We start from the raw sequence: 26916 nt of genomic DNA on the forward strand, positions 1-26916 counted from the left end.
TCATTATTCAAATTTATTGAATTTAAATATTCGCGATTTAACCAATATGGAGATTATTCATGCATAGCGAGCTGGACGCCTATGACCGCCGGATTCTCGCCCTCTTGCAGGAAGATGCCTCGCTATCCAGCGCGCAGATCGCCGAGCAGGTGGGATTGTCGCAGTCGCCATGCTGGCGGCGGATCCAGCGTTTGAAGGAGGAAGGGGTGATTCGCGGCCAGGTGACCTTGCTGGATCGCAAGAAGATCGGGCTGAACACGCAGATCTTCGCCGAGATCAAGCTCAATGCCCACGGTCGCTCCAACTTCACCGAGTTCACCGAGGCGATCCGTGGTTTCCCGGAAGTGCTGGAGTGCTACGTGCTGATGGGAGCGGTGGACTTCTTGCTGCGGGTGGTGGCGGCAGATATCGAGGCCTACGAGCGCTTCTTCTTCGAGAAGCTGTCCATGGTGCCGGGTATCCAGGAGGTGAACTCGATCGTTGCCCTGTCGGAGATCAAGTCCACCACCAGCCTGCCGCTGCTGCGCTGATCACATGCGCAGCAGGGTCTTCCAGGCACGGTTCTGGAAGACCGCGATGGCTTGCTGCTTGCGTGCCGCCAGGGCTTCGTCGCTGATCGGCTCGTTGGCCAGCTGCGCCAGCTTGTTCAGCTCACCATAGAGGCGGTCCAGCTCGGGGATCTCCAGCACGCTGCGGGCGTGGTGCAGCCAGGCCTGGATGCGCTCGATGCGCGGCAGTTGCTCGGCCAGGTCCTCGGGTTGCTGCTGGTAGCGCGGCAATTGCAGGGACGTGGCTTCTTCGGCCAGCAGGCGTGGCAGCCAGCTGTCCAGGCGCGCGGCACCCTGGCGATTGCCCCGGGTGTTGCGCTCGGCGGTCCAGGCCCGGGCCAGCAGCCAGCGCGAGGTATTCAGCGAGAACAGGCCCCAGCGCACGTCTTGCAGTTCTTCGATGAACTGTTCCGGAGCGGCCTTGCGCACGTCTTCGTCATCGAGGCCGGCTTGTACCAGCGGACGCCAGTCTTCGAGCAGCGCGTCCAGGGCGCTGCGCAGTTCGGCAGTGGACTGGCGTGGCGCTGCCTGGCCCAGGCTGCTGGCCAGGGCGCGCAATTCGGCGAGGTTTTCCACCCAATCCTGCAGCAGGCGCCAGTGGCCGTTGAAGCGGTACTGTTCGGCCAGGCGCTGGCTGCTGCCCAGCAGGTGCCAGGCCAGGGCAGCGAAGGCTTCGTCCAGCGATGTTTCGGCAGTCAGTTGCGGAGCCGGCAGGCTCAGGGTGTAGCTGCCGGCATCGAACAGGCGGTAGCCACGCTCGGCCTTGCTGATATCGCAGGGCATCAGCGGCAGGGTCATGGCCAGTTCCGAGGCCAGTTCCAGCAGGGCGGCCGGTTCGCCTTCGCGCAGTTCCAGCTCCAGCTCGCAGATCTCTTCCTTGTGCTTGCCGGCGACCACCTGGCCCAGGTCCAGGGCCGCTTCGATCACCACCTTGGCCTTGCCGCGACCCCAGGCGATTTCCGCGCGCTCGCGGACGAAATCGGTGGTGAACATCGGCTTGAGGGTCTTCTTGTCCAGCTCGGCCAGAGCTTCGGGCCAACATTGATCGTCGAGCTTCTTCAGGTCGAGCTTGGCCTTGGGTAGCTGCCAGTCGTACTCGTTGCGTACGGACAGGCCGGCGATGCTCTGGCCACGAGTCTTGAGGGTCTGGATCACCACGTCGCCATCGCGGCGCAGGCGCAGGGCCACCTTGGCCTGGGCCAGGTCGCGGTCCGGGCTGTCGAAGTACTGGTTCATCAGTTCACGGCGTTCCCAGCCACTTTTGTTGCGTTTCTTCAGCAGCGGGTGCTCGCGCAGGGCGGCGAGGGTCTCGCGGCTGGCGCGGAGTTTGATTTCGGTTTCTTTCTGCATGGCCGGACAATCCAGGATCGGGAGCGCAGCCGGGGAAGAGTTGGCTGCCAAGGTCGTGCAGTGTACAGGACAAGGCGTCGACAGGTGCCGCCGCGGTTCCTTCGGCGGGGCAACAGCCCCTATGATGGGTCTCGTCTTGGACATTCCGGAGCCCGCCCATGCCATTGCCATCGATGAAGGATCAATTCGCCGCGTTGATCGCCGCCCCTTCGGTGAGCTGCACCCAGGCCGCTCTGGACCAGTCCAATCGGCCAGTCATCGACCTGCTCGCCGCTTGGCTCGGCGACCTGGGTTTTGCCTGCGACATCCAGCAGGTCAGCCCCGGCAAGTTCAACCTGCTGGCTAGCTTCGGCAGTGGTCCTGGCGGCCTGGTGCTGTCCGGACACAGCGACACCGTGCCGTTCGACGCCGCGCTGTGGCAGACCGACCCACTGAAGCTGACCGAGGTCGACGGGCGCTGGGTCGGCCTTGGCAGCTGCGACATGAAGGGCTTCTTCGCGCTGGCCATCGAGGCGGTGCGGCCGTTGCTCGAACAACCGTTCAAGCAGCCGTTGCTGATCCTGGCCACGTGCGATGAGGAAAGCTCCATGGCCGGAGCCCGGGCCCTGGCGGATGCCGGGCGGCCCCTGGGGCGCGCGGCGGTGATCGGCGAGCCCACCGGGCTCAAGCCGATCCGCCTGCACAAGGGGGTGATGATGGAGCGTATCGATATCCTCGGGCGCAGCGGCCATTCGTCGGATCCGAACCTGGGGCGCAGTGCCCTGGAGGCCATGCACGATGCCATCGGCGAACTGCGCGGCCTGCGCCTGCAGTGGCAGCGTGAGTTTCGCAATCCGCAATTTGGCGTGCCACAGCCGACCCTGAACTTCGGCTGCATCCACGGTGGCGACAACCCCAACCGTATCTGTGGCCAGTGTTCGCTGGAGTTCGACCTGCGGCCCCTGCCGGGCATGGACCCGCAAGCCCTGCGCGAGGCGATCCGGCAGAAGCTCAGGCCTGTGGCCGAACGGCACGAAGTGCAGATCGACTATGCGCCGCTGTTTCCTGCCGTTCCACCGTTCGAGCAGCCCGAGGACGCCGAGCTGGTGCGAGTGGCGGAGCGCTTGACCGGGCATCGTGCCGAAGCAGTGGCGTTCGGCACCGAAGCGCCTTATCTTCAGCGCCTTGGTTGCCAGACCCTGGTCCTTGGCCCAGGGGATATCGCCTGTGCCCACCAGCCGGGGGAGTACCTGGAAATGTCACGCTTGCAGCCTACCGTGCATCTATTACGGGAATTGATTGAACATTACTGCCTGAAGCCGGCCCAATTTCAGTAAATTGCCGTCGTCCCTGTCCGTACCCATGAGGAGAGTAAGCGTGTCGCCAAGCCTGTTCCGACGATAACCATCAGCCCGCTGTGCGTTTTCCGTTTCGTCCTTCCATAGGCTGCTTTTTATTTACAGGCTCAGGTTCATGCCCGAATACGTCAATTGGCTCCGCCACGCGTCTCCCTACATCAATGCCCACCGCGACTGCACCTTCGTGGTCATGCTTCCCGGCGACGGTGTTGAACATCCCAACTTCGGCAATATCGTCCACGACCTGGTGCTGCTGCACAGCCTGGGAGTGCGCCTGGTGCTGGTGCATGGTTCCCGTCCGCAGATCGAATCACGCCTTGCCGCCCGCGGCCTGACTCCGCATTACCACCACGGGATGCGGATCACCGATGCCGCCACCCTGGAGTGCGTGATCGACGCCGTGGGCCAACTGCGCATCGCCATCGAAGCGCGCCTGTCCATGGACATGGCCTCCTCGCCGATGCAGGGCTCGCGGCTGCGGGTCGCCAGCGGCAACCTGGTGACCGCGCGGCCGATCGGCGTGCTCGAAGGCGTCGACTACCACCACACCGGCGAGGTGCGCCGGGTCGATCGCAAGGGTATCAATCGCCTGCTGGACGAGCGTTCCATCGTCCTGTTGTCGCCCCTGGGCTATTCGCCCACCGGGGAAACCTTCAACCTGGCCTGTGAAGATGTCGCCACTCGCGCGGCCATCGACCTGGGCGCCGACAAACTGTTGCTGTTCGGGGCGGATCCGGGCCTGCTGGACGAGAGCGGCAAGCTGGTGCGTGAGCTGCGTCCGCAGCAGGTTCCGGCTCATTTGCAGCGCCTGGGCGCGAACTACCAGGCCGAGCTGCTGGATGCGGCGGCCGAGGCTTGCCGGGGTGGGGTAGGGCGCAGCCATATCGTCAGCTATGCCGAGGATGGCGCCTTGTTGACCGAACTGTTCACCCGCGATGGCGGTGGCACCCTGGTGGCCCAGGAGCAGTTCGAGCGTGTGCGCGAAGCGGCGATCGAGGATGTCGGCGGCCTGCTGGACCTGATCAGCCCGCTGGAAGAGCAGGGCATCCTGGTGCGGCGTTCCCGCGAGGTGCTGGAGCGGGAGATCGAGCAGTTCAGCGTGGTCGAGCGCGAGGGCATGATCATCGCCTGCGCCGCGTTGTACCAGATCGCCGATTCCGACGCTGGCGAGCTGGCCTGCCTGGCGGTGAGCCCGGAGTATCGGCACGGCAAGCGTGGTGATGAACTGCTGGAAAGGATCGAGGCCCGGGCCCGGGCCCAGGGACTCAAGACCCTGTTCGTGCTCACCACGCGCACGGCCCACTGGTTCCGCGAGCGGGGCTTCGCGCCCAGCAGTGTGGAGCGCCTGCCATCGGCGCGGGCCTCGCTGTACAACTACCAGCGCAATTCGAAGATCTTCGAAAAAGCCCTCTGAAATCCTTCCTTCTGCTACACCAGCGCCGCGGTTCGATCATGGGATCGGATCGCGGCGCTGTGTATTTCAGAATAATTTCACTTCGATACTAAAACTGTAACAAATTGACGGGAGGATAGGCTCTTAGCCATGATTGCGTCGCTTTTTTGATCCCTTATGACGTTATTCATTGATCTGGCTAAGGGGCTGGAAGAGAGAGCGGCGGGAAAATATTTTTCAGGAATGGGCTCGCGAGGGTCTACGCTGGAGCTTTTGGCTGCCGGATGGCGAGCTTTATTCCTGAAGGGTATGAGAAAGAATGGAATAATTCTTTTTGGGTTTATGAGTTATTCATTAACCTGCATGGACCAAATAACTGCGATTAGACATTGGTCGAAGACACAGATCGTTACGATTGACTTGTCAGTCACGGTCTGGCGCTAATCGCACATCTGTGGCACCCGGGCGTATCGATCTGGGGCCAGGAACCACAAGAATTAGAAAACGAGAGGAGCGATACATGAACAAGTCCACCTTGGCCCTGGCTGTGGCCGTAGGGGTTTTGGCGCAGCAGGCAGGCGCCGCTGGTTTCATCGAGGACAGCAAGGCCACCCTGGGGCTGCGTAACTTCTATATCAATACCGATAACCGTGATGGCCAGCCATCGGCGACGTCCAACACCCGGAACAAAAACTCCGAGTGGGGCCAGGGCTTCGACCTGCGTTTCATCTCGGGTTATACCCAGGGCACCGTACAGTTCGGTGTTGATGCTATCGGCCTGTATGGCGTGCGCTTGGACTCTAGCCGTGCAGAGCATGGCAACTACACCGGTAGTGCTTCTGGCGGTACTGTTTTCCCAAGTGATGGCAACAAAGCTGTCCATGACTTCGCCAGCCTGGGCTTGACCGGCAAGGTCAAGATTTCCCAGACCGAGCTGAAGATCGGCACCCTGATGCCGAACAACCCGGTGATCAAGTACAACGACGGCCGCCTGCTGCCACAGACCTTCCAGGGCGGGCAGATCACCTCCAACGAAATCAAGGACCTGACCCTGACCGCAGGCCAGGTCGAGCGCGCCAAGGGCCGTAACTCGAGCAACAACGAAGGCTTGTCCATCGCTGGTGCCAACGGCAACTCGAACTACGATGCTGGCGAGTTCAGCAACAAGTTCTACTACGCAGGCGCGGACTACAAGATCACCAAGGATCTGACCGCTTCGTACTACTACGGCGAACTGAAGAACTTCTACAACCAGAACTTCCTCGGCCTGGTGCATAACTGGGCAATCGGCCCGGGCGTCCTGAAGAGCGACCTGCGCTACTACCGCAGCCGCGACGATGGCCGCAATGGCGATACCTCCAGCTACTACACCACTGGTTACTACGGCAACAAGGTCACCAAGGGCAAGGTCGACAACGACCTGTATAGCTACCTGGCCCTGTACTCGATCGAAGGCCATACCTTCGGTGCCGGCTACCAGTACACCAAGGGTGACAGCGACTTCCCTTGGCTGAACCAGGGCGATGGCTCGTCCAACAGCACCATCACCGACATGCAGATCCAGAAGTTCGCCCGCGCTGGCGAGCGTACCTGGCAAGTCCGCTACGGTTATGACTTCGCCAAGGTCGGCCTGCCAGGCCTGACCGCCAACGCGGTCTACCTGCGTGGCAACAACATCGATACCGCCCTGGGCAGCAAGACCGAGTGGGAGCGCGACCTGACCGTTGCCTATGTCATTCCGGAAGGCCCGCTGAAGAACCTGGGCTTTGCCTGGAAAAACGCCATGTGGCGTACCGACCTGGCCAATACTCGTTCCCAGGACGAAAACCGCCTGATCGTCAGCTACTCGATCCCGCTGCTGTAATCGGCAATAAAAAACCTCGCCCGGCGCAATGCCGGGCGAGGCTTCGTTCCAAGTCAGGCCCACCCCCGTGAGCCCTTCCTGAATTCCCCTCTTTCTTGCAGCTACTCAAGGCCTTCTCGAACCTTGTGGCCAAGAGTGTTCCCGGCCTGTCCGCGAGTCCAGTGAAGAGATTTTTAATATTCATTTTCGATCTTAATAAATCGATATTTATTCTTTTTAAATAAACTGCGTCCGAGGCAGAGTAGCGTCATCACGCACTCACAGGAGCAGCACCCATGAGCCTCAGACTGGGCGATATCGCCCCCGACTTCGAACAGGATTCCAGTGCCGGCAAGATTCGTTTCCACGAGTGGCTGGGCGATAGCTGGGGCGTGCTGTTTTCCCATCCGGCGGACTTCACCCCGGTTTGCACCACCGAGCTGGGTTTTACCGCCAAGCTCAAGGACGAATTCGCCCAGCGCGGGGTCAAGGCCATCGCCCTGTCGGTGGACCCGGTGGATTCCCATCACCGCTGGATCGAGGACATCAACGAGACCCAGGACACCCGGGTCAACTTCCCGATCCTGGCCGACGCCGACCGCAAGGTCTCGGACCTCTACGACCTGATCCATCCCAATGCCAGCGACACCCTGACCGTGCGCTCGCTGTTCATCATCGACCCGAACAAGAAAATCCGCCTGACCATCACCTACCCGGCCAGCACCGGGCGCAATTTCCACGAGATCCTGCGGGTGATCGACTCGCTGCAACTCACCGACAACTACAAGGTGGCCACCCCGGCCAACTGGCAGGACGGTGAGGAAGTGGTGATCGTGCCGTCCCTCAAGGACGAAGAGGAAATCAAGCGGCGTTTTCCCAAAGGCTATCGCGCGGTGAAGCCCTACCTGCGGCTGACTCCACAACCCAACCGTTGAGGCGCGTGACAGATCCACAAAGCAGGGGTTTTCAGGCCGTTTCGACGGCCTTTTTTTGGGCCTGCGAAACGGTGTTCCTTATATTCATATAAGGAATAAACAAATGAAAAAATAAGATTTATGGATATAAAAATAGACTGTTAAGGTCTGTTCAGTCCGGCGAGATCGCATCCCGCGAATCGCCCCAATCGCTCAAGGAATCCCTGCATGCTGGTGGTCTCTCTCGGTGGCAGTCCCAGCCAACGCTCCCGTTCCGGGGTGCTGCTGGAGTTGGCCAGGCGCTGGTTGCAGCAGCAGGGCGTAGAGGTGGTCAGCTACCAGGTGCGGGATTTCCCCGCCGAAGACCTGCTCCATGCCCGCTTCGACAGCCCCAGGATCATCGACCTGCTGCAGCAGATCGAACAGGCCGATGGTTTGCTGATCGCTACTCCGGTGTACAAGGCGTCTTTCTCCGGAGCGCTCAAGACCTTGCTCGACCTGCTGCCCGAGCGCGCCTTGCACCACAAGGTGGTGCTGCCCATGGCCACCGGCGGCAGCATCGCCCATATGCTGGCGGTGGATTACGCCTTGAAACCGGTGCTGTCGGCGCTCAAGGCCCAGGAAATGCTGCAGGGCATCTTTGCCGAGGACAGTCAGATCGCCTATGGCGAAGGCAGCGCCCAGCCACAATTGGCCGAGGCCCTGGAGCAGCGCCTGCGCGAAGCCCTGGAGCAGTTCCACAGCGCCCTGGCGCGCCGACCCAGGCCGCTGGACCCGGGCCTGCTGAACGAACGCCTGCTCAGTGCTCGCTGGAGTATCTGAGCCACACCCCTGATTTGCATCACTGGCCTTACTCGCCCGCCAACGGGCAAGCAGGTGCAGCCATAACCCAACAGCCAAAAGGAGAGCGCCATGCGCCCTGTCATTTTGCGCCGTGGTCTGGTCGCTCTGTTTGCTGCGGCTGTGTCCTTCGGTGCTATTGTCCAAGCCCAGGCCGAGACCCTGCGTATCGGTTATCAGAAGTACGGCACCCTGGTCCTGCTCAAGGCCAAGGGCTCCCTGGAGAAGCGCCTGGCCCAGCAAGGTGTCGACGTGCAATGGACCGAGTTTCCCGGTGGTCCGCAACTGCTGGAGGGGCTGAACGTCGGCTCCATCGACTTCGGCGTGACCGGCGAGACCCCGCCAGTGTTCGCCCAGGCTGCTGGCGCCGACCTGCTCTACGTGGCCTATGAGCCGCCGGCGCCCCTGAGCGAAGCGATCCTGGTACCCAAGGACTCGCCGATCCGCTCGGTGCAGGAGCTCAAGGGCAAGAAAGTGGTGCTCAACAAAGGCTCCAACGTCCATTACTTGCTGGTCCGTGCCCTGGAAGATGCCGGCCTGAAGTACAGCGACATCCAGACTGTGTTCTTGCCTCCGGCCGATGCCCGCGCCGCTTTCGAGCGTGGCAGCGTCGATGCCTGGGTGATCTGGGACCCATACCAGGCCGCCGCCGAACAGCAGCTGCAAGCGCGAACCCTGCGTGATGGCAGCGGTATCGTCGACAACCACCAGTTCTACCTGGCCACCAAGCCTTATGCGCAACAGCACCCTGAGGTGATCAAGACCCTGGTGGAGGAAGTGCGGGCGGTGGGCGAGTGGTCCAGGGCCAACCCGCAAGAGGTTACCCAACAGGTGGCGCCGCTGCTGGGCCTGTCCCCCGAGATCACCCTGACCTCGGTCAAGCGCCAGGGCTACGGCGCAGGCTTCCTGACCCCGGAAGTGATCGCCGCACAACAGAAAATCGCCGACAGCTTCTACCAGCTCAAGCTGATTCCCAAGCCCCTGAACATCAAAGACGTGATCTGGACGCCCGGCGCTGCCGTGGCCAAAGCGCCGTAACCCGACCCCTTAGGAGACCACTCCATGAGCCTCAATATCTTCTGGTTCCTGCCCACCCACGGCGACGGCCATTACCTTGGCACCGCCGAAGGCGCCCGCGCCGTCGATCATGGTTACCTGCAGCAGATCGCCCAGGCCGCCGACCGCCTGGGTTTCGGTGGCGTGCTGATCCCTACCGGACGGTCCTGCGAAGACTCCTGGTTGGTGGCGGCGTCGCTGATTCCAGTGACCCAGCGCCTGAAGTTCCTGGTGGCCCTGCGCCCCGGGATCATTTCCCCGACGGTGGCGGCGCGCCAGGCAGCGACCCTGGACCGGTTGTCCGGCGGACGGGCGCTGTTCAACCTGGTGACGGGTGGCGACCCCGACGAGCTGGCCGGCGATGGCTTGTTCCTCGACCATGAAGAGCGCTACCAGGCTTCGGTTGAGTTCACCCGGATCTGGCGTCGGGTGCTGGAAGGCGAGACCGTCGACTACGACGGCCAGCACATCAGCGTGAAGGGCGCCAAGCTGCTCTATCCACCCTTGCAGCAACCGCGTCCGCCGCTGTATTTCGGTGGCTCTTCGGAAGCGGCCCAGGACCTGGCCGCCGAACAGGTGGACATGGTGCTGACCTGGGGCGAGCCGCCCGCCGCCGTGGCCGAAAAAATCCGCCAAGTACGGGAAAAGGCCGCTCGGCAAGGGCGCAGCGTGCGCTTCGGCATTCGCCTGCACGTGATCGTGCGGGAAACCAACGAAGAGGCCTGGAAAGCCGCGGAAAAACTCATCTCCCACCTGGATGACGAGACCATCGCCCGGGCCCAGGCGTCCCTGGCGCGCTTCGATTCCGTGGGGCAGCAGCGCATGGCGGCCTTGCACGGCGGTCGTCGCGACAAGCTGGAAGTCAGCCCCAACCTCTGGGCCGGCGTCGGCCTGGTGCGCGGTGGCGCTGGCACCGCCCTGGTAGGCGACGGGCCTACGGTGGCGGCGCGGATGCAGGAGTACGCGGACCTGGGGATCGATACCTTCATCTTCTCCGGTTATCCGCATCTGGAAGAGTCCTATCGGGTGGCCGAACTGCTGTTCCCGCACCTGGACATCGAGCGGCCCAAGCTGCCGGAGGCTGCCGGTTATGTCAGCCCGTTCGGCGAGATGGTGGCCAACGACATCATCCCCAAAGCCGCGTCCCAGAGCTGAGGTGCGGCCATGAACAGAGAACGCATAGTGCAACGGTTGGCGCCCTGGGTGCTGCCGCTGCTGTTGCTCGCGGTGTGGCAGCTGGCGGTTTCGGCCGGCTGGCTGTCGACGCGCATCCTGCCGGCACCCAGCGCGGTGATCGAGGCCGGGGCCAACCTGATCCGCAGCGGCGATATCTGGACCCACCTGGCCATCAGCGGCTGGCGCGCCGGGCTGGGCTTCCTGATCGGCGGCGGTATCGGCCTGGCGCTGGGCTTCATCACCGGCCTGTCGAAATGGGGCGAGCGCCTGCTGGACAGCTCGGTGCAGATGATCCGCAACGTGCCGCACCTGGCGCTGATCCCGTTGGTGATCCTGTGGTTCGGCATCGATGAGTCGGCGAAGATCTTCCTGGTCGCCCTGGGGACCTTGTTCCCGATCTACCTCAACACTTACCACGGCATCCGCAACGTCGATCCGGCACTGGTGGAAATGTCCCGCAGTTATGGGCTGTCGGGCTTCGCCCTGTTTCGCCAGGTGATCCTGCCCGGTGCCTTGCCTTCGATCCTGGTGGGGGTGCGCTTCGCCCTGGGTTTCATGTGGCTGACCTTGATCGTCGCCGAGACCATTTCCGCCAGTTCCGGTATCGGCTACCTGGCGATGAATGCCCGGGAGTTCCTGCAGACCGACGTGGTGGTGCTGGCCATCGTCATGTACGCCGTGCTGGGCAAACTCGCTGACCTTGCCGCGCGTGGCCTGGAGCGGGTCTGGCTGCGTTGGCACCCGGCCTACCAGGTCGCCAGGGGAGGTGCGCAATGACTGCCCAGCAACCGCCGCGGCTGCTGCGGGGCATCCCGCTGGCGGTGCGCAAGCTGCAGAAGACCTTCGGCTCGCGGCAGGTGCTGCGGGAAATCGACTTGCATATTCCCGCTGGCCAGTTCGTCGCGGTGGTGGGGCGCAGCGGCTGTGGCAAGAGCACCTTGCTGCGCTTGCTGGCCGGCCTCGACCAGCCCAGCGCTGGCCAGTTGCTGGCTGGCGCCGCGCCGCTGGCCGAGGCTCGCGAGGACACCCGGTTGATGTTCCAGGACGCGCGCTTGCTGCCCTGGAAGAAGGTGATCGACAACGTCGGGCTCGGACTCAAGGGCAACTGGCGGCCCCAGGCCCTGGAGGCCCTGGAGGCGGTGGGCCTGGCGGATCGGGCCAATGAATGGCCGGCGGCCTTGTCCGGTGGCCAGAAGCAGCGCGTCGCCCTGGCCCGGGCGCTGATCCATCAACCACGGCTGTTGCTGCTGGATGAGCCGCTGGGGGCCCTGGATGCCCTGACCCGGATCGAGATGCAGCAGCTGATCGAGCGCTTGTGGCAGCAGCATGGCTTCACCGTGCTGCTGGTGACCCACGATGTCAGCGAAGCGGTGGCGATCGCCGATCGGGTGATCCTGATCGAAGACGGCGAGGTCGGCCTGGACCTGCACGTCGAGCTGCCGCGCCCGCGAGTGCGAGGTTCCCATCGCCTGGCGGCGCTGGAGACCGAAGTGCTCAATCGCGTGTTGTCATTGCCCGGGTCGCCGCCCGAGCCGGAACCCGTTTCACCTTTGCCCACGCAGCTGCGTTGGGCGCTCTAGAGCAGCGGCAAGCCAGAGTGTCGTGCTTGGGCTTGCCGCTGACCGCTTGAAACTTGCAGTTCTGTTTTTCGACCCCAGGAGAAATACCATGACCATCAAAGCCATCAACGTTCGCAACCAGTTCAAGGGCACCATCAAGGAAATCGTCGAGGGTGATGTACTGTCGGAAATCGACGTGCAGACCGCTTCCGGCATTGTCACTTCGGTGATCACCACGCGCTCGGTCAAGGAGCTGGAACTGTCCATCGGCAGTGAAGTGATCGCCTTCGTGAAGTCCACCGAGGTCTCGATCGCCAAGTTGTGAATGCCGCCGTAGACAGCCCCGCAGGGTACGCGCCCTACGGGGCTTTTTTCATGGACGCTGTAAATACCGGTCAGATTTGATACTTTCCCTGCTTTCGCACGGCCTGAACAGTACAGACATGACAACAAAGCAGGGTCCAAAAGCAGGGTACCTGGAGTTCGATCGCGACCGTTGGGCCGCTCTCCGGGCCGGGGAACCCATGAGCCTGGCGCCGTCCGAGATGGAGACGCTGACCAGCCCGACCCAGCCCATGGCGCCCGAGGAGGTGAGGCAGATCCTGCTTCCTTTGTCGCGCCTGCTGCATTTGCACGCAACCCGGGTGCAGGCATTGAAGGCGCCGCAGGCCGGGGCCAGGGTGCCCTATGTGATCGGCGTGTCCGGTAGTGTCGCGGTGGGCAAGAGCAGCTTTGCCCGGGTCCTGGCAGCATTGCTGGCCTACTGGCCAGGCAAGCCCAATGTGCACCTGGTGACCACCGATTCGTTCCTTTTTCCCCTGGCCACCCTGCAGGAAAAGAACATCCTGCACCGCAAGGGGTTTCCCGAGTCCTACGACGAACCGCTGTTCCTGGAGTTCCTGCAGGCGGTATGCCGGCGGGGCGAGACTGCGCAGATTCCCATCTACTCCCATGTCCGCTACGACATCCTGGCCGATGAAACGCAGTCGGTGGAGGCGCCGGACATCGTCATCCTCGAAGGCCTGAATGTCCTGCAGGGCGCGCAAGGGCAGGGCCTGCATGCCCTGGACTTCATCGACTTCTCGATCTATGTCGACGCCGCGCCGCAAGCCATCAAGACCTGGTACCTGGAGCGCTTCGTCTACCTGAAGAACACCGCGTTCCAGTCAGCGGATTCCTACTTCAACAAGTTCAAGGGGCTCTCCGACCCCGAGGCCCTGGCCATGGCGTCCGATACCTGGGACCGGGTGAACCTGAAGAACCTCGTCGAGAACATCCTGCCCACCCGGGAGCGGGCCAACCTGATCATCCACAAGACCGTGGACCACCACATCGACAAGCTGTTGCTGCGCCAGGTCTGAAGTTCAGGTTCAAGTCCGGCTTCAGGGCTGCGTGGAGCGCTTGGGCAGGTAGGGCGGCAGGTACAGGCCCAGGTAGGCGTCGAACACCCGCATGCCTTCCTCGGCCATGCGGGCGGTGATTTGCCCGTGCTGCTGCACCGAGCGTGCGTAGACCCGATCGCCCAGCTCCATGGCCAGGGCGAACACGTCCACATCCCGGGGCAGTGCAGGTAGTTCGAAGTGCCGGTCGAACAGCTGGAGCATCAGCTCGCCCAACTCCAGGTCATGCTGGCGGTCGGCCTGGGTCACCTCGGTGAGTCCGTGTTGCGCCAGGATCAACTGGCGGGCCGCGGCGTCTTCGTCGTAGATGGCCAGCATGCGCTGTTCCACCAGGCGTGACAGATCCCGCCAGCTGGTGAGCTGGCCGTGTTCGATGGGGGCCTGGAGGCAGGCGCGGAACGCAGCGTGGACATCGGCGGTGAGGGCTTCCAGCAGGGCCGGGACGCTGGCGAAGAAGTGATAGACCGATGAGGGTGGAATCTGCGCCCTTTCGGCCACGCTGTAGATCGACAGGCTGGCCACGCCCTCGGCGGCCAGCAGGGTGCGGGCGGCGTCGAGTATCGAGTCGATCCGGGCCTGGCTGCGAGCCTGGGGCTTGCGAAGGGGGGCGGTGCGGGTCATCGGGGTCTCCTGTTGGACAGCCGGCATTGTACGCCAGGGCGCTGTTTCCTGTAGTGGCAGGCATGAGCCACGATCACGTATCACGGGCATAAAAAAACGCCGCGAGCCTTGGGCTACGCGGCGTTCTTGGCTGCCGACCGTTCAGACGGTGTGCAGGTACCAGTTGTACTCGAGGTCGGAGATGGAGTGTTCGAACTCCTCCAGCTCGCTTTCCTTGCACGCGACGAAGATGTCGATGTACTTAGGATCGATGTACTTGTTGAGGATCTCGCTGTCGTCCAGCTCGCGCAGGGCATCGCGCAGGTTGTTCGGCAGGCTCTGCTCAACCTGTTCGTAGGCGTTACCCTCGATTGGCGTGCTTGGCTCGACCTTGTTGGTCAGGCCGTGGTGCACGCCCGCCAGGACGGCAGCCATCAGCAGGTAGGGGTTGGCATCGGCGCCGGCTACCCGGTGCTCGATACGTACCGCGTCCGGTGCACCAGTCGGTACGCGCAGCGCTACGGTACGGTTGTCCAGGCCCCAGCTCGGCGCGTTCGGCACGTAGAACTGGGCGCCGAAACGCCGGTACGAGTTGACGTTCGGGCACAGGAACGCCATCGACGCTGGCAGGGTCTCGAGCACACCGCCGATCGCGTGACGCAGCGCGGCGTTCTGCTCGGGATCCTCGCTGGTGAAGATGTTCTTGCCATCCTTGTCCAGCACCGAGATATGGACGTGCAGACCATTGCCCGCCTGGCCTGGATAAGGCTTGGCCATGAAGGTGGTGTCCATTTCATGGTCGTAGGCGATGTTCTTGATCAGGCGCTTGAGCAGTACTGCGTAATCGCAGGCCTTGAGCGGGTCGGCGACGTGGTGCAGGTTGACTTCGAACTGCGCCGGGGCGCTTTCCTTGACGATGGCGTCGGCCGGGATGCCTTGTTCCTTGGCGCCTTCGAGGATGTCCTGCAGGCAATCGACATATTCGTCGAGGTCGTCGATCAGGTAGACCTGGGTCGATTGCGGGCGCTTGCCGGAAATCGGCGAGCGTGGAGGCTGTGGACGGCCGTTCACGTTCTCCTGGTCGATCAGGTAGAACTCCAGTTCGAACGCGGCGCAGATGGTCAGGCCCAGTTCGTCGAACTTGCTCACTACCTGGCGCAGCACTTCACGGGGGTCGGCGAAGAACGGCTCGCCTTCCAGCTCGTGCATGGTCATCAGCAGCTGTGCGGTGGGGCGCTTCTGCCAGGGTTCGTTGGAGAGCGTGTCGGGGATCGGATAGCAGATCCGGTCGGCGTCACCGATATCCAGGCCCAGGCCGGTGCTTTCCACCGTGGAGCCGTTGATATCCAGAGCAAAGAGGGAAGCCGGGAGGTTGATGCCTTTTTCGTAAACCTTGTGGAGGCTGGTGCGTTCGATGCGCTTGCCGCGCACCACACCATTCATATCCGCAATCAGAAGGTCGACGTACAGAACCTCAGGATGTTCCTTAAGGAACGCGTTCGCTTCGTTAAGCTGAACGGCACGCGGGGGTACCGACATGATGCAACACCTTTGTTGTTAAAAATATCAATCATTGATCTTTTCTGGTTTCAGTCAACCCGAACGGCATGCCGAAGTCAAGCGAGGCCTTTTTTGCCCTAATAAAGGGCTGGCGGGGCATTTTTGCAGTAAAACAGGGCGCTTTTATGGGCTCGGGCACCCTGCCTGCCCCAGGCTTGAGTGAGCTGTGTTGTATCTTTTACAGGGGTGTTGTGTAAAAAAATGAACAAGGCTAAGCTCGGCTCAAACCCATAACATCAATAATACCGGGGTGTTTCATGTCTCGCCGGCCGTTAATCGGCGTCACCGCCTGCTCCAGGCAGATCGGTCTGCACGCTTACCACATCAGTGGCGACGAGTATGTCCAGGCAGTGGCCACCGCGGCCCAGGGCCTGCCGGTGATCCTCCCATCCCTGGCTCCATTGTTGGCACCGTCCGATATTCTGGACGGACTGGACGGTATCCTCTTTACCGGCTCCCCTTCCAATATCGAACCTTTCCATTATCAGGGCCAGGCCAGCGCGCCGGGCACTGCTCATGATTCTGCACGGGACGCCGCCACCTTGCCGCTGCTCCAGGCCGCCGTCGAGGCCGGGGTTCCGGTGCTGGGCATCTGCCGCGGATTCCAGGAAATGAACGTCGCCCTGGGCGGCAGCCTGCACCAGAACGTGCACCAGGTGCCGCCGTTCATGGACCACCGCCATGCGGATGAACCCGGCCAGCCCCTGGATGACTGGTACGCCCCGGCCCATGAACTGCATGTCGAGGCTGGTGGCGTGTTGGCCGACCTGGGCCTGCCGCAAACCCTGCAGGTCAACTCCATCCATGCCCAGGGCGTGGAGCGTCTGGCTCCGGGCTTGCGGGTCGAGGCGCGTGCTCCGGACGGGCTGGTCGAGGCGATTTCCGTCGATAGGAGCAAGGCTTTTGCTTTGGGGGTGCAATGGCACCCCGAATGGCAGGTAAGCTGCAATCCTCACTACCTGGCCATCTTCCAGGCTTTTGGTGATGCCTGCCGCGAGCGGGCAAAACAGCGCGACGCCGAAGCGTCACACAACGCCTGACTTAATAGAGAGTCAGGAAACTCAGCCTAGAGGCATTTATGAGTACCAACCTCGACCAGCTCACTGATTGGTTGAAAGACCACAAGATCACAGAAGTCGAATGCTTGATCGGCGACTTGACCGGCATTACCCGGGGCAAGATCTCGCCGACCAACAAGTTCATCGCCGAAAAAGGCATGCGCCTGCCCGAGAGCGTGCTGCTGCAGACCGTGACCGGCGACTATGTCGAAGACGACATCTATTACGAACTGCTGGACCCGGCGGACATCGACATGATCTGCCGCCCGGACCATAACGCGGTGTACCTGGTGCCCTGGGCCATCGAGCCCACCGCCCAGGTGATCCACGACACCTACGACAAGCAAGGCAACCCCATCGAGCTATCGCCACGCAACGTGCTCAAGAAGGTCCTCAAGCTCTATGCCGACCATGGCTGGCAGCCGATCGTGGCGCCGGAGATGGAGTTCTACCTGACCAAGCGCAGCGACGACCCCGACTACCCGCTGCAGCCGCCGGTGGGCCGCTCCGGGCGTCCGGAAACCGGGCGCCAGTCGTTCTCCATCGAGGCCGCCAACGAATTCGACCCGCTGTTCGAGGACGTCTACGACTGGTGCGAGTTGCAGGAGCTGGATCTCGACACCCTGATCCACGAGGACGGCACGGCGCAGATGGAGATCAACTTCCGTCACGGCGACGCCCTGTCCCTGGCCGACCAGATCCTGGTGTTCAAGCGCACCATGCGCGAAGCGGCGCTCAAGCACGATGTGGCCGCCACCTTCATGGCCAAGCCCATGACCGGCGAGCCGGGCAGCGCCATGCACCTGCACCAGAGCATCGTCGACATCAGCACCGGCAAGAACGTCTTCTCCAACGACGACGGGACCATGAGCCAGCTGTTCCTCAACCATATCGGCGGCTTGCAGAAGTTCATCCCCGAGTTGCTGCCGCTGTTCGCCCCCAACGTCAACTCGTTCCGCCGCTTCCTGCCCGATACCTCGGCGCCGGTGAACGTCGAGTGGGGCGAGGAAAACCGCACCGTGGGCCTGCGGGTGCCAGATGCCGGGCCGCAGAACCGCCGGGTGGAAAACCGCCTGCCGGGTGCCGATGCCAACCCCTACCTGGCCATCGCCGCCAGCCTGTTGTGCGGCTTCATCGGCATGGTCGAAGGGCACAATCCGAGCGCGCCAGTGGTGGGCCGTGGTTACGAGCGCCGCAACCTGCGCCTGCCGCTGACCATCGAGGACGCCCTGGAACGCATGGAGAACAGCAAGACCATCGAGAAGTACCTGGGCCACAAGTTCATCACCGGCTACGTCGCGGTCAAGCGAGCCGAGCATGAAAACTTCAAGCGCGTGATCAGTTCCTGGGAGAGGGAGTTCCTGTTGTTCGCCGTCTGACACGCCAGGCGCCGCTGCCCGTCGGTGGCGCCTTCACTGATACCAAGGAGACATTGATGACTCATAAAAACCCGCAAACCCGCGAGTGGCAAACCCTCAGCAGTGATCACCACCTGGCACCCTTCAGCGACTTCAACCAGTTGAAGGAGAAGGGGCCGCGGATCATCACCCATGCCAAGGGTGTGTACCTGTGGGACAGTGAAGGCAACCAGATCCTCGACGGCATGGCCGGCCTGTGGTGCGTGGCCGTAGGTTACGGCCGCGATGAACTGGCCGAAGTGGCCAGCAAGCAGATGCGCGAACTGCCGTACTACAACCTGTTCTTCCAGACCGCCCATCCGCCGGCGCTGGAGCTGGCCAAGGCGATCATCGACGTCGCGCCCAAAGGCATGAGCCACGTGTTCTTCACTGGCTCCGGCTCCGAGGGCAACGACACCGTGCTGCGCATGGTCCGTCACTACTGGGCGCTCAAGGGCAAGCCTAAGAAGCAGACCATCATCGGCCGTATCAACGGCTACCACGGCTCCACGGTGGCCGGCGCCAGCCTGGGCGGCATGAGCGGCATGCACGAGCAGGGCGGCTTGCCGATCCCGGGTATCGTGCATATCCCGCAGCCATACTGGTTCGGCGAAGGCGGCGACATGACGCCGGATGAGTTCGGTGTGTGGGCTGCCGAGCAACTGGAGAAGAAAATCCTCGAAGTCGGCGAAGACAACGTCGCGGCCTTCATCGCCGAGCCGATCCAGGGCGCGGGCGGTGTGATCATCCCGCCGGAAACCTACTGGCCGAAGATCAAGGAAATCCTCGCCAAGTACGAAATCCTCTTCGTCGCCGACGAAGTGATCTGTGGTTTCGGCCGTACCGGCCAGTGGTTCGGCTCCGACTACTACGACCTTGCACCTGACCTCATGACCATCGCCAAGGGCCTGACCTCCGGTTACATCCCCATGGGCGGTGTGGTCGTGCGTGACACCGTGGCCAAGGTGCTCAGCGAGGGCGGTGATTTCAACCACGGCTTCACCTATTCCGGCCACCCGGTGGCAGCGGCGGTGGGCCTGGAAAACATCCGCATCCTGCGCGAAGAGAAAATCGTCGAGAAGGTGCATGAGCAGACGGCACCGTATTTGCAGAAGCGTTTGCGCGAGCTCAGCGACCACCCGCTGGTGGGCGAAGTTCGCGGCCTGGGCATGCTGGGGGCGATCGAGCTGGTCAAGGACAAGGCTACCCGGGCGCGTTACGAAGGTCGGGGCGTGGGCATGATCTGCCGGCAGTTCTGCTTCGACAACGGCCTGATCATGCGTGCCGTGGGCGACACCATGATCATCGCCCCGTCGCTGGTGATCAGCGAGGGGGAAATCGACGAGCTGGTGGCCAAGGCGCGCAAGTGCCTGGACCTGACCTTGAGTGCGCTGCAGGGCTGAGTGCTAGGCTTTGAGCGCAGTGCTTGCGGGCACTGCGCGCGAAGCGGATATAAAGGCCGGAACGTGCCTTGAAAGCCGGCCTTGGATCTTGCCAGACTAGCCGCCGTTTTCAGTGGTCCCGGACAGTGGCACCCGGCAGCGGGTCACCGAGAATGTGCTTAAAAAGAACAATTGGAGCATTACGCATGAAGGCATTAGGTATGAAGTTAGCTGGCAAGACCCTCCTCGCCATGTCCCTGATGGGCGTGATGGCGACGGCGGCACAAGCGGACGATAAAGTGCTGCACGTCTACAACTGGTCCGACTACATCGCGCCAGACACCATCAAGAAGTTTGAAGCCGAATCCGGCATCAAAGTGGTCTATGACGTGTTCGACAGCAACGAAACCCTGGAAGCCAAGTTGCTGGCCGGCAAGTCCGGCTACGACGTGGTAGTGCCTTCCAACAACTTCCTGGCCAAGCAGATCAAGGCTGGTGTGTACCAGGAACTGGATAAATCCAAGTTGCCGAACTGGAAGAACCTCAACGAATCGCTGCTCAAGGCGGTATCGGTGAGCGACCCGGGCAACAAGCATGCCTTCCCTTACATGTGGGGCTCGATCGGCATCGGCTTCAACGCCGAAAAGGTCAAGGCCGCACTGGGTGCCGACGCTCCGACCAACTCCTGGGACCTGCTGTTCAAGCCGGAAAACGCCGAGAAGCTGAAGTCTTGCGGCATCAGCTTCCTCGATTCGCCGACCGAGATGATCCCGGTAGCGCTGCATTACCTGGGCTATCCGACTGACAGCCAGGACAAGAAGCAACTGGACGAGGCCGAGAAGCTGTTCCTCAAGATCCGTCCTTCGATCGGCTATTTCCACTCTTCCAAGTACATCTCGGACCTGGCCAATGGCAACATCTGCGTGGCCGTCGGCTACTCGGGTGACATCTATCAGGCCAAGGCCCGCGCCGCCGAGGCCGGTGACAAGGTCAAGGTCAGCTACAACATTCCCAAGGAAGGTGCTGGCAGCTTCTACGACATGGTCGCCATTCCCAAGGATGCGGAAAACGTCGAGGGTGCCTACAAGTTCATGACCTTCCTGCAGAAGCCGGAAATCATGGCCGAGATCACCAACGCCGTGCGTTTCCCCAACGGTAACGCGGCCGCGACCCCCCTGGTCGATAAAGACATCACCAGCGACCCGGGCGTCTACCCACCTGCCGATGTCCAGGCCAAGCTGTACGCGATCGCCGACCTGCCGGCCGCGACCCAGCGCATCCTGACCCGCAGCTGGACCAAGATCAAATCCGGTAAATAAGCCGATTTGCAGCGATACCTGTTGCCGTCGTCATGGCGAGGGCGGTAACAGGAAACAATTAAATGACAGAAAGTTTTGCTGGATTGGTTTATCGAGGGTAAGTTGCGCGCCGGTTTTGTTGCTGGGCAGCTTGGGGGCTGTCAGGTAGCGCGGGGCAACTTTGGCCCAACTATTCAAGAGGACCTCCACTTGCCTACTACTTTATTTCGCAAAGCCATGCTGGCCGCCGCCAGCCTGACGCTGGTGGCAAGCGCCCAGGCGGCATCGACCGTGCATATTTATAACTGGTCCGACTACATCGGTCAGAACACCCTGTCTGAGTTTGAAAAGACCACGGGTATCAAGCCGCTGTATGACGTATTCGATTCCAATGAAACCCTGGAAGGCAAGTTGCTGGCCGGTCGCACCGGCTACGACGTGGTAGTGCCGTCCAACCACTTCCTGGGCAAGCAGATCAAGGCCGGGGCGTTCCAGAAGCTCGACAAGAGCCTGTTGCCCAACTACGCCAACCTCGACCCGAAGTTGCTCAAGCGCCTCGAGGTCAACGATCCGGGCAACCAGTACGCAGTGCCCTACCTGTGGGGCACCAACGGCATCGGCTACAACGTCGATAAAGTGAAGGCCGCCCTGGGGGTGGAGAAGATCGACTCCTGGAGCGTTCTGTTCGAGCCGCAGAACATCAAGAAACTCAGCAGCTGCGGCGTGGCCTTCCTCGATTCCGCCGACGAAATGATGCTCACGGTGCTCAACTACATGGGCCTGGATCCCAACAGCACCAACCCCCAGGACTACAAGAAGGCCGAGGCCAAGCTCCTGGCGGTACGTCCCTACGTGACCTACTTCCATTCGTCCAAGTACATCTCGGACCTGGCCAACGGCAATATCTGCGTGGCCGTCGGCTTTTCCGGCGATGTGTTCCAGGCCCGGGCCCGGGCAGCCGATGCCGGCAAGGGCGTGAACATCGCCTACACCATTCCCAAGGAAGGCGGCGCCCTGTGGTTCGACATGCTGGCCATCCCCAAGGACTCGAGCAACGTCAAGGAGGCTCACGCCTTCATCAACTATTTGCTGCAACCTGAGGTGATCGCCCAGGTCAGTGATTATGTCGGTTATGCCAACCCCAACCCCGGGTCGGACAAGTTGATGGACCAGTCCATCCGCACCGATGAAGCGGTTTATCCACCGCAGGCCGTGCTCGACAAGACTTATGTGTCCATAGAGTTGCCAGCCAGTATCCAACGCTTGATGAACCGCAGCTGGACCAAGGTCAAGACGGGTAAATAGTTCTACAGGCTCAAACTATCCGGGACCCGTCCACCAGGGGCGGGCTGAAAATTTTGTTGGGAGTTTCGCAAATGGCAGTTGCCTCCGGCGCCTATAAGAAAGCCCTCGAGGGCGACCAGACACCCAAGCAGGTGCTGGTCAAGATCGACCGGGTCACGAAGAAGTTCGACGAGACGGTGGCCGTGGACGACGTGTCCCTGGAGATCAAGAAAGGCGAGATCTTCGCCCTGCTGGGCGGCTCCGGTTCGGGCAAGTCCACCTTGTTGCGCATGCTGGCCGGCTTCGAGCGGCCTACCGAGGGCCGGATCTTCCTCGATGGCGTGGACATCACCGACATGCCGCCCTACGAGCGGCCGATCAACATGATGTTCCAGTCCTATGCGCTGTTCCCGCACATGACCGTGGCCCAGAACATCGCCTTCGGCCTCAAGCAGGACAAGATCCCTTCGGCGGAGATCGACGCCCGGGTGGCGGAGATGCTCAAGCTGGTGCAAATGAGCCAGTACGCCAAGCGCAAGCCGCACCAGCTCTCCGGCGGCCAGCGCCAGCGCGTGGCCCTGGCCCGCTCCCTGGCCAAGCGACCCAAGCTGCTGCTGCTCGACGAGCCCATGGGCGCCCTGGACAAGAAGCTGCGCTCGCAGATGCAACTGGAGCTGGTGGAGATCATCGAGCGCGTAGGCGTGACCTGCGTGATGGTGACCCACGACCAGGAAGAGGCCATGACCATGGCCGAGCGCATCGCCATCATGCACCTGGGCTGGATCGCCCAGATCGGCAGCCCGATCGATATCTACGAGACCCCGGTCAGCCGCCTGGTCTGCGAGTTCATCGGCAACGTCAACATCTTCGAGGGCGAAGTGGTGGACGATGCCGAAGGCCATGCCTTGATCACCTGCAAGGACGTGGACCGCAACATCTACGTCGGCCACGGCATCAGCACCTCGGTCCAGGACAAGTCGGTGACCTACGCCATCCGCCCGGAAAAACTCCTGGTGACCGCCGAGATGCCGACCTGCGAGTACAACTGGTCCAGTGGCAAGGTCCACGACATCGCCTACCTGGGTGGCCACTCGGTGTTCTACGTCGAGCTGCCGAGCGGCAAGCTGGTGCAATCCTTCGTCGCCAACGCCGAGCGCCGTGGGGCGCGGCCGACCTGGGGTGACCAGGTCTACGTGTGGTGGGAAGACGACAGCGGCGTGGTACTGCGCTCATGAACATGCGAAAGCTCAAGCGCCGACTCGACCGAATGATTCCCGGAGGCCGCCAGCTGGTCATCGGGATCCCGTTCATCTGGCTGTTCCTGTTCTTCATGCTGCCGTTCTTCATCGTCCTGAAGATCAGCTTCGCCGAAGCGGACGTGGCCATCCCGCCGTACACCGAGATCTACAGCTACGTCGACCAGAAGCTGCAGATCCTGCTGAACCTGGGCAACTACGCGATGCTCGGGGACGACGAGCTGTACATCGCCGCCTACCTCGGCTCGCTGAAGATGGCATTCATCAGCACCATCCTCTGCCTGCTGATCGGCTACCCGATGGCCTATGCCATCGCCAGTGCCCGCAAGGAAATGCAGACCGTGCTGGTGCTGCTGATCATGATGCCGACCTGGACCGCGATCCTGATCCGCGTCTATGCCTGGATGGGCATCCTCAGCAACAACGGCCTGCTCAACGGTTTCCTGATGTCCATGGGCTGGATCAGCGAGCCGCTGCAGATCCTCAACACCAACACCGCGGTGTACATCGGCGTGGTCTATTCCTACCTGCCGTTCATGGTGCTGCCGCTGTACGCCAACCTGGTCAAGCATGACCCGAGCCTGCTGGAAGCCGCCGCCGACCTGGGGTCGGGGACTTTCAACAGTTTCTGGAGGATCACCGTACCGCTGTCCAAGAACGGCATCATCGCAGGCGCGATGCTGGTGTTCATCCCGGTGGTGGGCGAGTTCGTGATTCCTGAGTTGCTCGGCGGTCCGGAGACCCTGATGATCGGCAAGGTGCTGTGGCAGGAGTTCTTCAACAACCGCGACTGGCCGGTGGCCTCGGCCCTGGCGGTGGTGATGCTGGCGATCCTGATCGTGCCGATCATCCTGTTCAACCGTAGCCAGGCCAAAGAAATGGAGGCCAAGGAATGAAGCGCTTCAGTTTCTCCAACTTGATGCTGGTCCTGGGCCTGCTGTTCATCTACCTGCCGATGCTGATCCTGGTGATCTACTCGTTCAACGCCTCGCGGCTGGTGACGGTGTGGGGTGGCTGGTCGGTCAGCTGGTATGTCGGCCTGCTGGACAACACCCAGCTGATGGGCTCGGTGCTGCGCTCCCTGGAAATCGCCTGCTACACCGCCGTGGCGGCGGTGGCCCTGGGCACCCTGGCGGCGTTCGTCATGACCCGGATCAGCCGCTTCAAGGGGCGCACCCTGTTCGGCGGCCTGGTCACCGCGCCACTGGTGATGCCCGAGGTGATCACCGGCCTGTCGCTGTTGCTGCTGTTCGTGGCCATGGCCCAGGCCATCGGCTGGCCCCAGGAACGTGGCATCGCCACCATCTGGATCGCCCATACCACCTTCTGTGCCGCCTACGTGGCGGTGGTGGTGTCGGCGCGCCTGCGCGAGCTGGACCTGTCCATCGAGGAAGCGGCCATGGACCTGGGCGCGCGGCCGTTCAAGGTGTTCTTCCTGATCACCATCCCGATGATCGCGCCGTCCCTGGCGGCGGGCGGCATGATGTCCTTCGCCCTGTCGCTGGACGACCTGGTGCTGGCCAGCTTCGTGTCCGGACCGGGCTCCACCACCTTGCCGATGGAAGTCTTCTCGGCGGTGCGCCTGGGGGTCAAGCCGGAGATCAACGCCGTGGCCAGCCTGATCCTGCTGGCGGTATCGCTGGTGACCTTCCTGGTCTGGTTCTTCAGTCGGCGCGCCGAGGAGGCCCGCAAGCGGGCGATCCAGCAAGCCATCGAAGAGAGCGCCGCCGACTCCTGGAAACAGCCGGACGTGCGCCGGCCCAAGGCGCCGCAAGCCGCTTGAGCCTGTTGCAATAGCACAACGCCCCTTTCCAGGGGCGTTGTGGTTTCTGGCCTCGTGTCCTGGCTCAGGAAACCCAGGGCGAGCGGCGAATCACTTCGACGAAGTTCGTCGGCTGGAACCCAGGCTGCTGGTCGGCCAGGACATCGGTCTTGACGTTGCCGAAGGTGGTCTGTGGCCGATGGCGCAGGCCGTCGGCGAATGCGCAGATGATGCACTCCTTGAAACCTTCGCCCCGGGGATGGGCATGCACCACCGCCTCGCGCTGGGCGCTGGGGAAGGCCGCGTAGTCGATGCCCAGGACGTCCATCTCGACCCCGGCTGTGACCAGGGCCACGGTGGGGCGCAGGTGCTGGGGGATGCCAGGAGTGGTATGCAGGGCGATGGACAGCCAGACTTGCTCGATATCGTCGTCGCTCAGCCCGTAGGGCTTGAGGAAGTCCCGGGCGGCATTGGCGCCGTCGACTTCGAAGCGCTGGTCGTCGCTGCGGTGGCCGGGCACCAGGCCCAGGTCGTGGAACATCGCGCCGACGTACAGCAGCTGTGGGTCGTATTGCAGCTGGCGGCGTTCGCCGCTCAGGGCGCCGAACAGGAATACCCGGCGCGAGTGGTGGTAGAGCAAATCGGATTCGATATCGCGAATGTAGTCGGTGGTGGCCCGGGCCAGGGCGCTGTCGGGAATCTTGATCCCGGCGATGGTGGAGCTCATGGGGCGGTCCTCGTGGCGGGCGCCGTACTGGCGCTGGAGCCCAGAGTCTGTGCCTGGCCAGGCATGGGGACAATCGATCCGGAGCTGCGATCCGGGCCAACCTGGGGGCATTTACGGCCATGGGCTGTCGCCTCGGGGGCCTGGTTGCGACAATCCAGCGTCGGGCCTGCCTGCCCGGCCCATAGAAGAAGGTGCGTGCCATGGCCAGATCCGTTGCCATCCTGGTGTTTCCCGGTGTCCAGGCCCTCGATGTGACGGGCCCCATGGACGTATTTTGCGAGGCCAACCGGTTCTTGCCGGTCGAAGACCATTACCGCCTGGAGGTGATCGGGCTCCAGGCCGGCGCGCAGGTTTGCTCCAACGGCCTGGTGCTGCAGGCCCGGCGCTCCTTCGAAGAGGCTGTGGAAGCCTTCGACCTGTTGCTGGTGGCGGGTGGGCCGCAAGTCCCCGGCAGCGACTTCGGTCCGGTCTTCGACGCCTGGCTGCGCGGGGCTTGTGCCCGGGCCGCGGGCTTCGGTTCGATCTGCAACGGCGCGTTCATCCTGGCTCGGGCGGGCCTGCTGGAGGGACGCACGGTGACCACCCACTGGAGCGATGCGCCGGCGCTCGCGACCTTGTATCCCGCGACCCGGGTCGAGGTCGACCGCCTGTATGTCGAGGACGACAGGCTGTTCACCTCGGCGGGGGTCACCGCCGGCATCGACCTGTCGTTGTATCTGCTGGCCAGGGATCGGGGCGCCGAGGTGGCCTTGAACGTGGCCAAGCGCCTGGTGGTGTTCACCCAGCGCGCCGGAGGCCAGTCGCAGTTCAGCCCGTTCCTGCTGCCCCAGGCTACAGCCACTTCCGTCGTGGCCCAGGTCCAGCAACATGTGCTGGATCACCTGCAGGACAACCTGAGCATCGGCGAGCTGGCGCGTGCGGCGCACATGAGCCCACGCAACTTTTCCCGGGTCTTTGTCCGTGAGGCTGGAATAACCCCTGCAGAGTTCGTCGAGCGGGCACGGGTAGATGCCGCTCGGGCGCTGCTGGAGCGCTCGTCGGCGCCGCTCAAGACCCTGGCCTATCGCTGCGGGTTTCGCGATGCCCAGCACCTGCTCCGTGTGTTCAAGCGCCGCCTGGGGCTGACCCCGCAGCAGTTCCGGGCGAACTTCGCCCCGCCGTCCTGGTAGCCAGCGG

25 protein-coding genes are annotated in these 26916 nt (G+C 62.6%); 21 read left to right on the forward strand and 4 right to left on the reverse strand.

Annotation, left to right across the window (positions count from 1 at the left end):
* The first annotated feature begins 59 nt into the window (after nucleotides 1–59).
* Complete coding sequence (locus CAG11_RS02160; RefSeq protein WP_085594347.1) at nucleotides 60–530, forward strand: Lrp/AsnC family transcriptional regulator; 471 nt, start codon at nucleotides 60–62, stop codon at nucleotides 528–530.
* Here CAG11_RS02160 and CAG11_RS02165 read toward each other — a convergent pair whose 3' ends face one another.
* Entirely contained in the window at nucleotides 531–1898 is a 1368-nt protein-coding gene (locus CAG11_RS02165) for an inorganic triphosphatase (protein WP_085594349.1), read from the reverse strand.
* 158 nt (nucleotides 1899–2056) lie between these two features.
* Between CAG11_RS02165 and argE the strand changes: the two genes are divergently transcribed.
* The 11 genes from argE (at nucleotide 2057) to coaA (ending at nucleotide 13377) form a co-directional block, all read left to right on the forward strand.
* Nucleotides 2057–3214, forward strand: a complete 1158-nt coding sequence (gene argE, locus CAG11_RS02170; RefSeq protein ID WP_085594351.1) for an acetylornithine deacetylase — start codon at nucleotides 2057–2059, stop codon at nucleotides 3212–3214.
* Between the two features lie 136 nt (nucleotides 3215–3350).
* On the forward strand, nucleotides 3351–4649 hold the full coding sequence (argA, locus tag CAG11_RS02175; RefSeq protein WP_053133808.1) for an amino-acid N-acetyltransferase: 1299 nt from the start codon (nucleotides 3351–3353) through the stop codon (nucleotides 4647–4649).
* A gap of 499 nt (nucleotides 4650–5148) precedes the next feature.
* Nucleotides 5149–6492, forward strand: coding sequence for an OprD family porin (locus CAG11_RS02180; protein WP_085594353.1), 1344 nt, complete (start codon nucleotides 5149–5151; stop codon nucleotides 6490–6492).
* A 275-nt stretch (nucleotides 6493–6767) separates the two neighbouring features.
* Nucleotides 6768–7406, forward strand: a complete 639-nt coding sequence (locus tag CAG11_RS02185) for a peroxiredoxin (protein ID WP_085594356.1) — start codon at nucleotides 6768–6770, stop codon at nucleotides 7404–7406.
* A 207-nt stretch (nucleotides 7407–7613) separates the two neighbouring features.
* Complete coding sequence (gene ssuE / locus CAG11_RS02190) at nucleotides 7614–8207, forward strand: NADPH-dependent FMN reductase (protein ID WP_022641714.1); 594 nt, start codon at nucleotides 7614–7616, stop codon at nucleotides 8205–8207.
* A 90-nt stretch (nucleotides 8208–8297) separates the two neighbouring features.
* Entirely contained in the window at nucleotides 8298–9263 is a 966-nt protein-coding gene (locus CAG11_RS02195; protein ID WP_053133817.1) for a sulfonate ABC transporter substrate-binding protein, read from the forward strand.
* Between the two features lie 24 nt (nucleotides 9264–9287).
* Nucleotides 9288–10436 (forward strand): FMNH2-dependent alkanesulfonate monooxygenase, encoded by a 1149-nt coding sequence (gene ssuD / locus CAG11_RS02200; RefSeq protein ID WP_022641712.1) that lies wholly within the window; start codon nucleotides 9288–9290, stop codon nucleotides 10434–10436.
* Between the two features lie 9 nt (nucleotides 10437–10445).
* Entirely contained in the window at nucleotides 10446–11234 is a 789-nt protein-coding gene (gene ssuC / locus CAG11_RS02205) for an aliphatic sulfonate ABC transporter permease SsuC (RefSeq protein ID WP_085594358.1), read from the forward strand.
* A complete protein-coding gene (gene ssuB, locus CAG11_RS02210; protein WP_022641710.1) occupies nucleotides 11231–12037 on the forward strand; it encodes an aliphatic sulfonates ABC transporter ATP-binding protein in 807 nt (268 codons plus the stop codon). Before ssuC ends, ssuB begins: the two co-directional genes overlap by 4 nt.
* A gap of 88 nt (nucleotides 12038–12125) precedes the next feature.
* The gene (locus tag CAG11_RS02215; protein WP_011064106.1) at nucleotides 12126–12341 is read left to right on the forward strand and encodes a molybdopterin-binding protein; all 216 of its coding nucleotides are present in this window, start codon (nucleotides 12126–12128) and stop codon (nucleotides 12339–12341) included.
* Nucleotides 12342–12459: 118 nt separating this feature from the next.
* Nucleotides 12460–13377, forward strand: coding sequence for a type I pantothenate kinase (gene coaA / locus CAG11_RS02220; protein WP_085594360.1), 918 nt, complete (start codon nucleotides 12460–12462; stop codon nucleotides 13375–13377).
* A gap of 21 nt (nucleotides 13378–13398) precedes the next feature.
* On the opposite strand, the gene CAG11_RS02225 is transcribed toward coaA, so the two are convergent.
* Complete coding sequence (locus tag CAG11_RS02225; protein WP_085594362.1) at nucleotides 13399–14037, reverse strand: TetR/AcrR family transcriptional regulator; 639 nt, start codon at nucleotides 14035–14037, stop codon at nucleotides 13399–13401.
* A gap of 141 nt (nucleotides 14038–14178) precedes the next feature.
* Nucleotides 14179–15555, reverse strand: a complete 1377-nt coding sequence (locus tag CAG11_RS02230; RefSeq protein ID WP_053133826.1) for a glutamine synthetase family protein — start codon at nucleotides 15553–15555, stop codon at nucleotides 14179–14181.
* 278 nt (nucleotides 15556–15833) lie between these two features.
* On the opposite strand from CAG11_RS02230, the gene CAG11_RS02235 reads away from it, so the two are divergent.
* The 8 genes from CAG11_RS02235 to CAG11_RS02270 all read left to right on the forward strand — a co-directional run bounded on the left by CAG11_RS02235 (nucleotide 15834) and on the right by CAG11_RS02270 (nucleotide 25034).
* Complete coding sequence (locus CAG11_RS02235; protein WP_022641708.1) at nucleotides 15834–16616, forward strand: gamma-glutamyl-gamma-aminobutyrate hydrolase family protein; 783 nt, start codon at nucleotides 15834–15836, stop codon at nucleotides 16614–16616.
* Nucleotides 16617–16654: 38 nt separating this feature from the next.
* Complete coding sequence (locus CAG11_RS02240) at nucleotides 16655–18013, forward strand: glutamine synthetase family protein (RefSeq protein WP_022641707.1); 1359 nt, start codon at nucleotides 16655–16657, stop codon at nucleotides 18011–18013.
* Nucleotides 18014–18069: 56 nt separating this feature from the next.
* Nucleotides 18070–19434, forward strand: coding sequence for an aspartate aminotransferase family protein (locus CAG11_RS02245; RefSeq protein WP_085594364.1), 1365 nt, complete (start codon nucleotides 18070–18072; stop codon nucleotides 19432–19434).
* 200 nt (nucleotides 19435–19634) lie between these two features.
* The gene (locus CAG11_RS02250; protein ID WP_022641705.1) at nucleotides 19635–20732 is read left to right on the forward strand and encodes a polyamine ABC transporter substrate-binding protein; all 1098 of its coding nucleotides are present in this window, start codon (nucleotides 19635–19637) and stop codon (nucleotides 20730–20732) included.
* 189 nt (nucleotides 20733–20921) lie between these two features.
* Nucleotides 20922–22016, forward strand: coding sequence for a polyamine ABC transporter substrate-binding protein (locus tag CAG11_RS02255; protein WP_085594366.1), 1095 nt, complete (start codon nucleotides 20922–20924; stop codon nucleotides 22014–22016).
* Nucleotides 22017–22087: 71 nt separating this feature from the next.
* Complete coding sequence (locus tag CAG11_RS02260) at nucleotides 22088–23230, forward strand: ABC transporter ATP-binding protein (protein WP_053133831.1); 1143 nt, start codon at nucleotides 22088–22090, stop codon at nucleotides 23228–23230.
* A gap of 35 nt (nucleotides 23231–23265) precedes the next feature.
* Nucleotides 23266–24147: an ABC transporter permease subunit gene (locus CAG11_RS02265; protein ID WP_256578747.1), complete on the forward strand. Its 882-nt coding sequence runs from the start codon at nucleotides 23266–23268 to the stop codon at nucleotides 24145–24147.
* A complete protein-coding gene (locus CAG11_RS02270) occupies nucleotides 24144–25034 on the forward strand; it encodes an ABC transporter permease subunit (protein ID WP_022641701.1) in 891 nt (296 codons plus the stop codon). The genes CAG11_RS02265 and CAG11_RS02270 overlap by 4 nt, the downstream gene beginning before the upstream one ends.
* 64 nt (nucleotides 25035–25098) lie before the next feature.
* Here the strand turns inward: CAG11_RS02270 and CAG11_RS02275 are convergent, their stop codons facing one another.
* Nucleotides 25099–25740, reverse strand: coding sequence for an HD domain-containing protein (locus CAG11_RS02275; protein ID WP_068575411.1), 642 nt, complete (start codon nucleotides 25738–25740; stop codon nucleotides 25099–25101).
* A 200-nt stretch (nucleotides 25741–25940) separates the two neighbouring features.
* On the opposite strand from CAG11_RS02275, the gene CAG11_RS02280 reads away from it, so the two are divergent.
* Nucleotides 25941–26909, forward strand: coding sequence for a GlxA family transcriptional regulator (locus CAG11_RS02280; RefSeq protein WP_085594370.1), 969 nt, complete (start codon nucleotides 25941–25943; stop codon nucleotides 26907–26909).
* The last annotated feature ends 7 nt before the right edge of the window (nucleotides 26910–26916 follow it).

Source organism: Pseudomonas sp. B6(2017) (assembly GCF_002112765.1).
GTDB lineage: Bacteria > Pseudomonadota > Gammaproteobacteria > Pseudomonadales > Pseudomonadaceae > Aquipseudomonas > Aquipseudomonas piscis.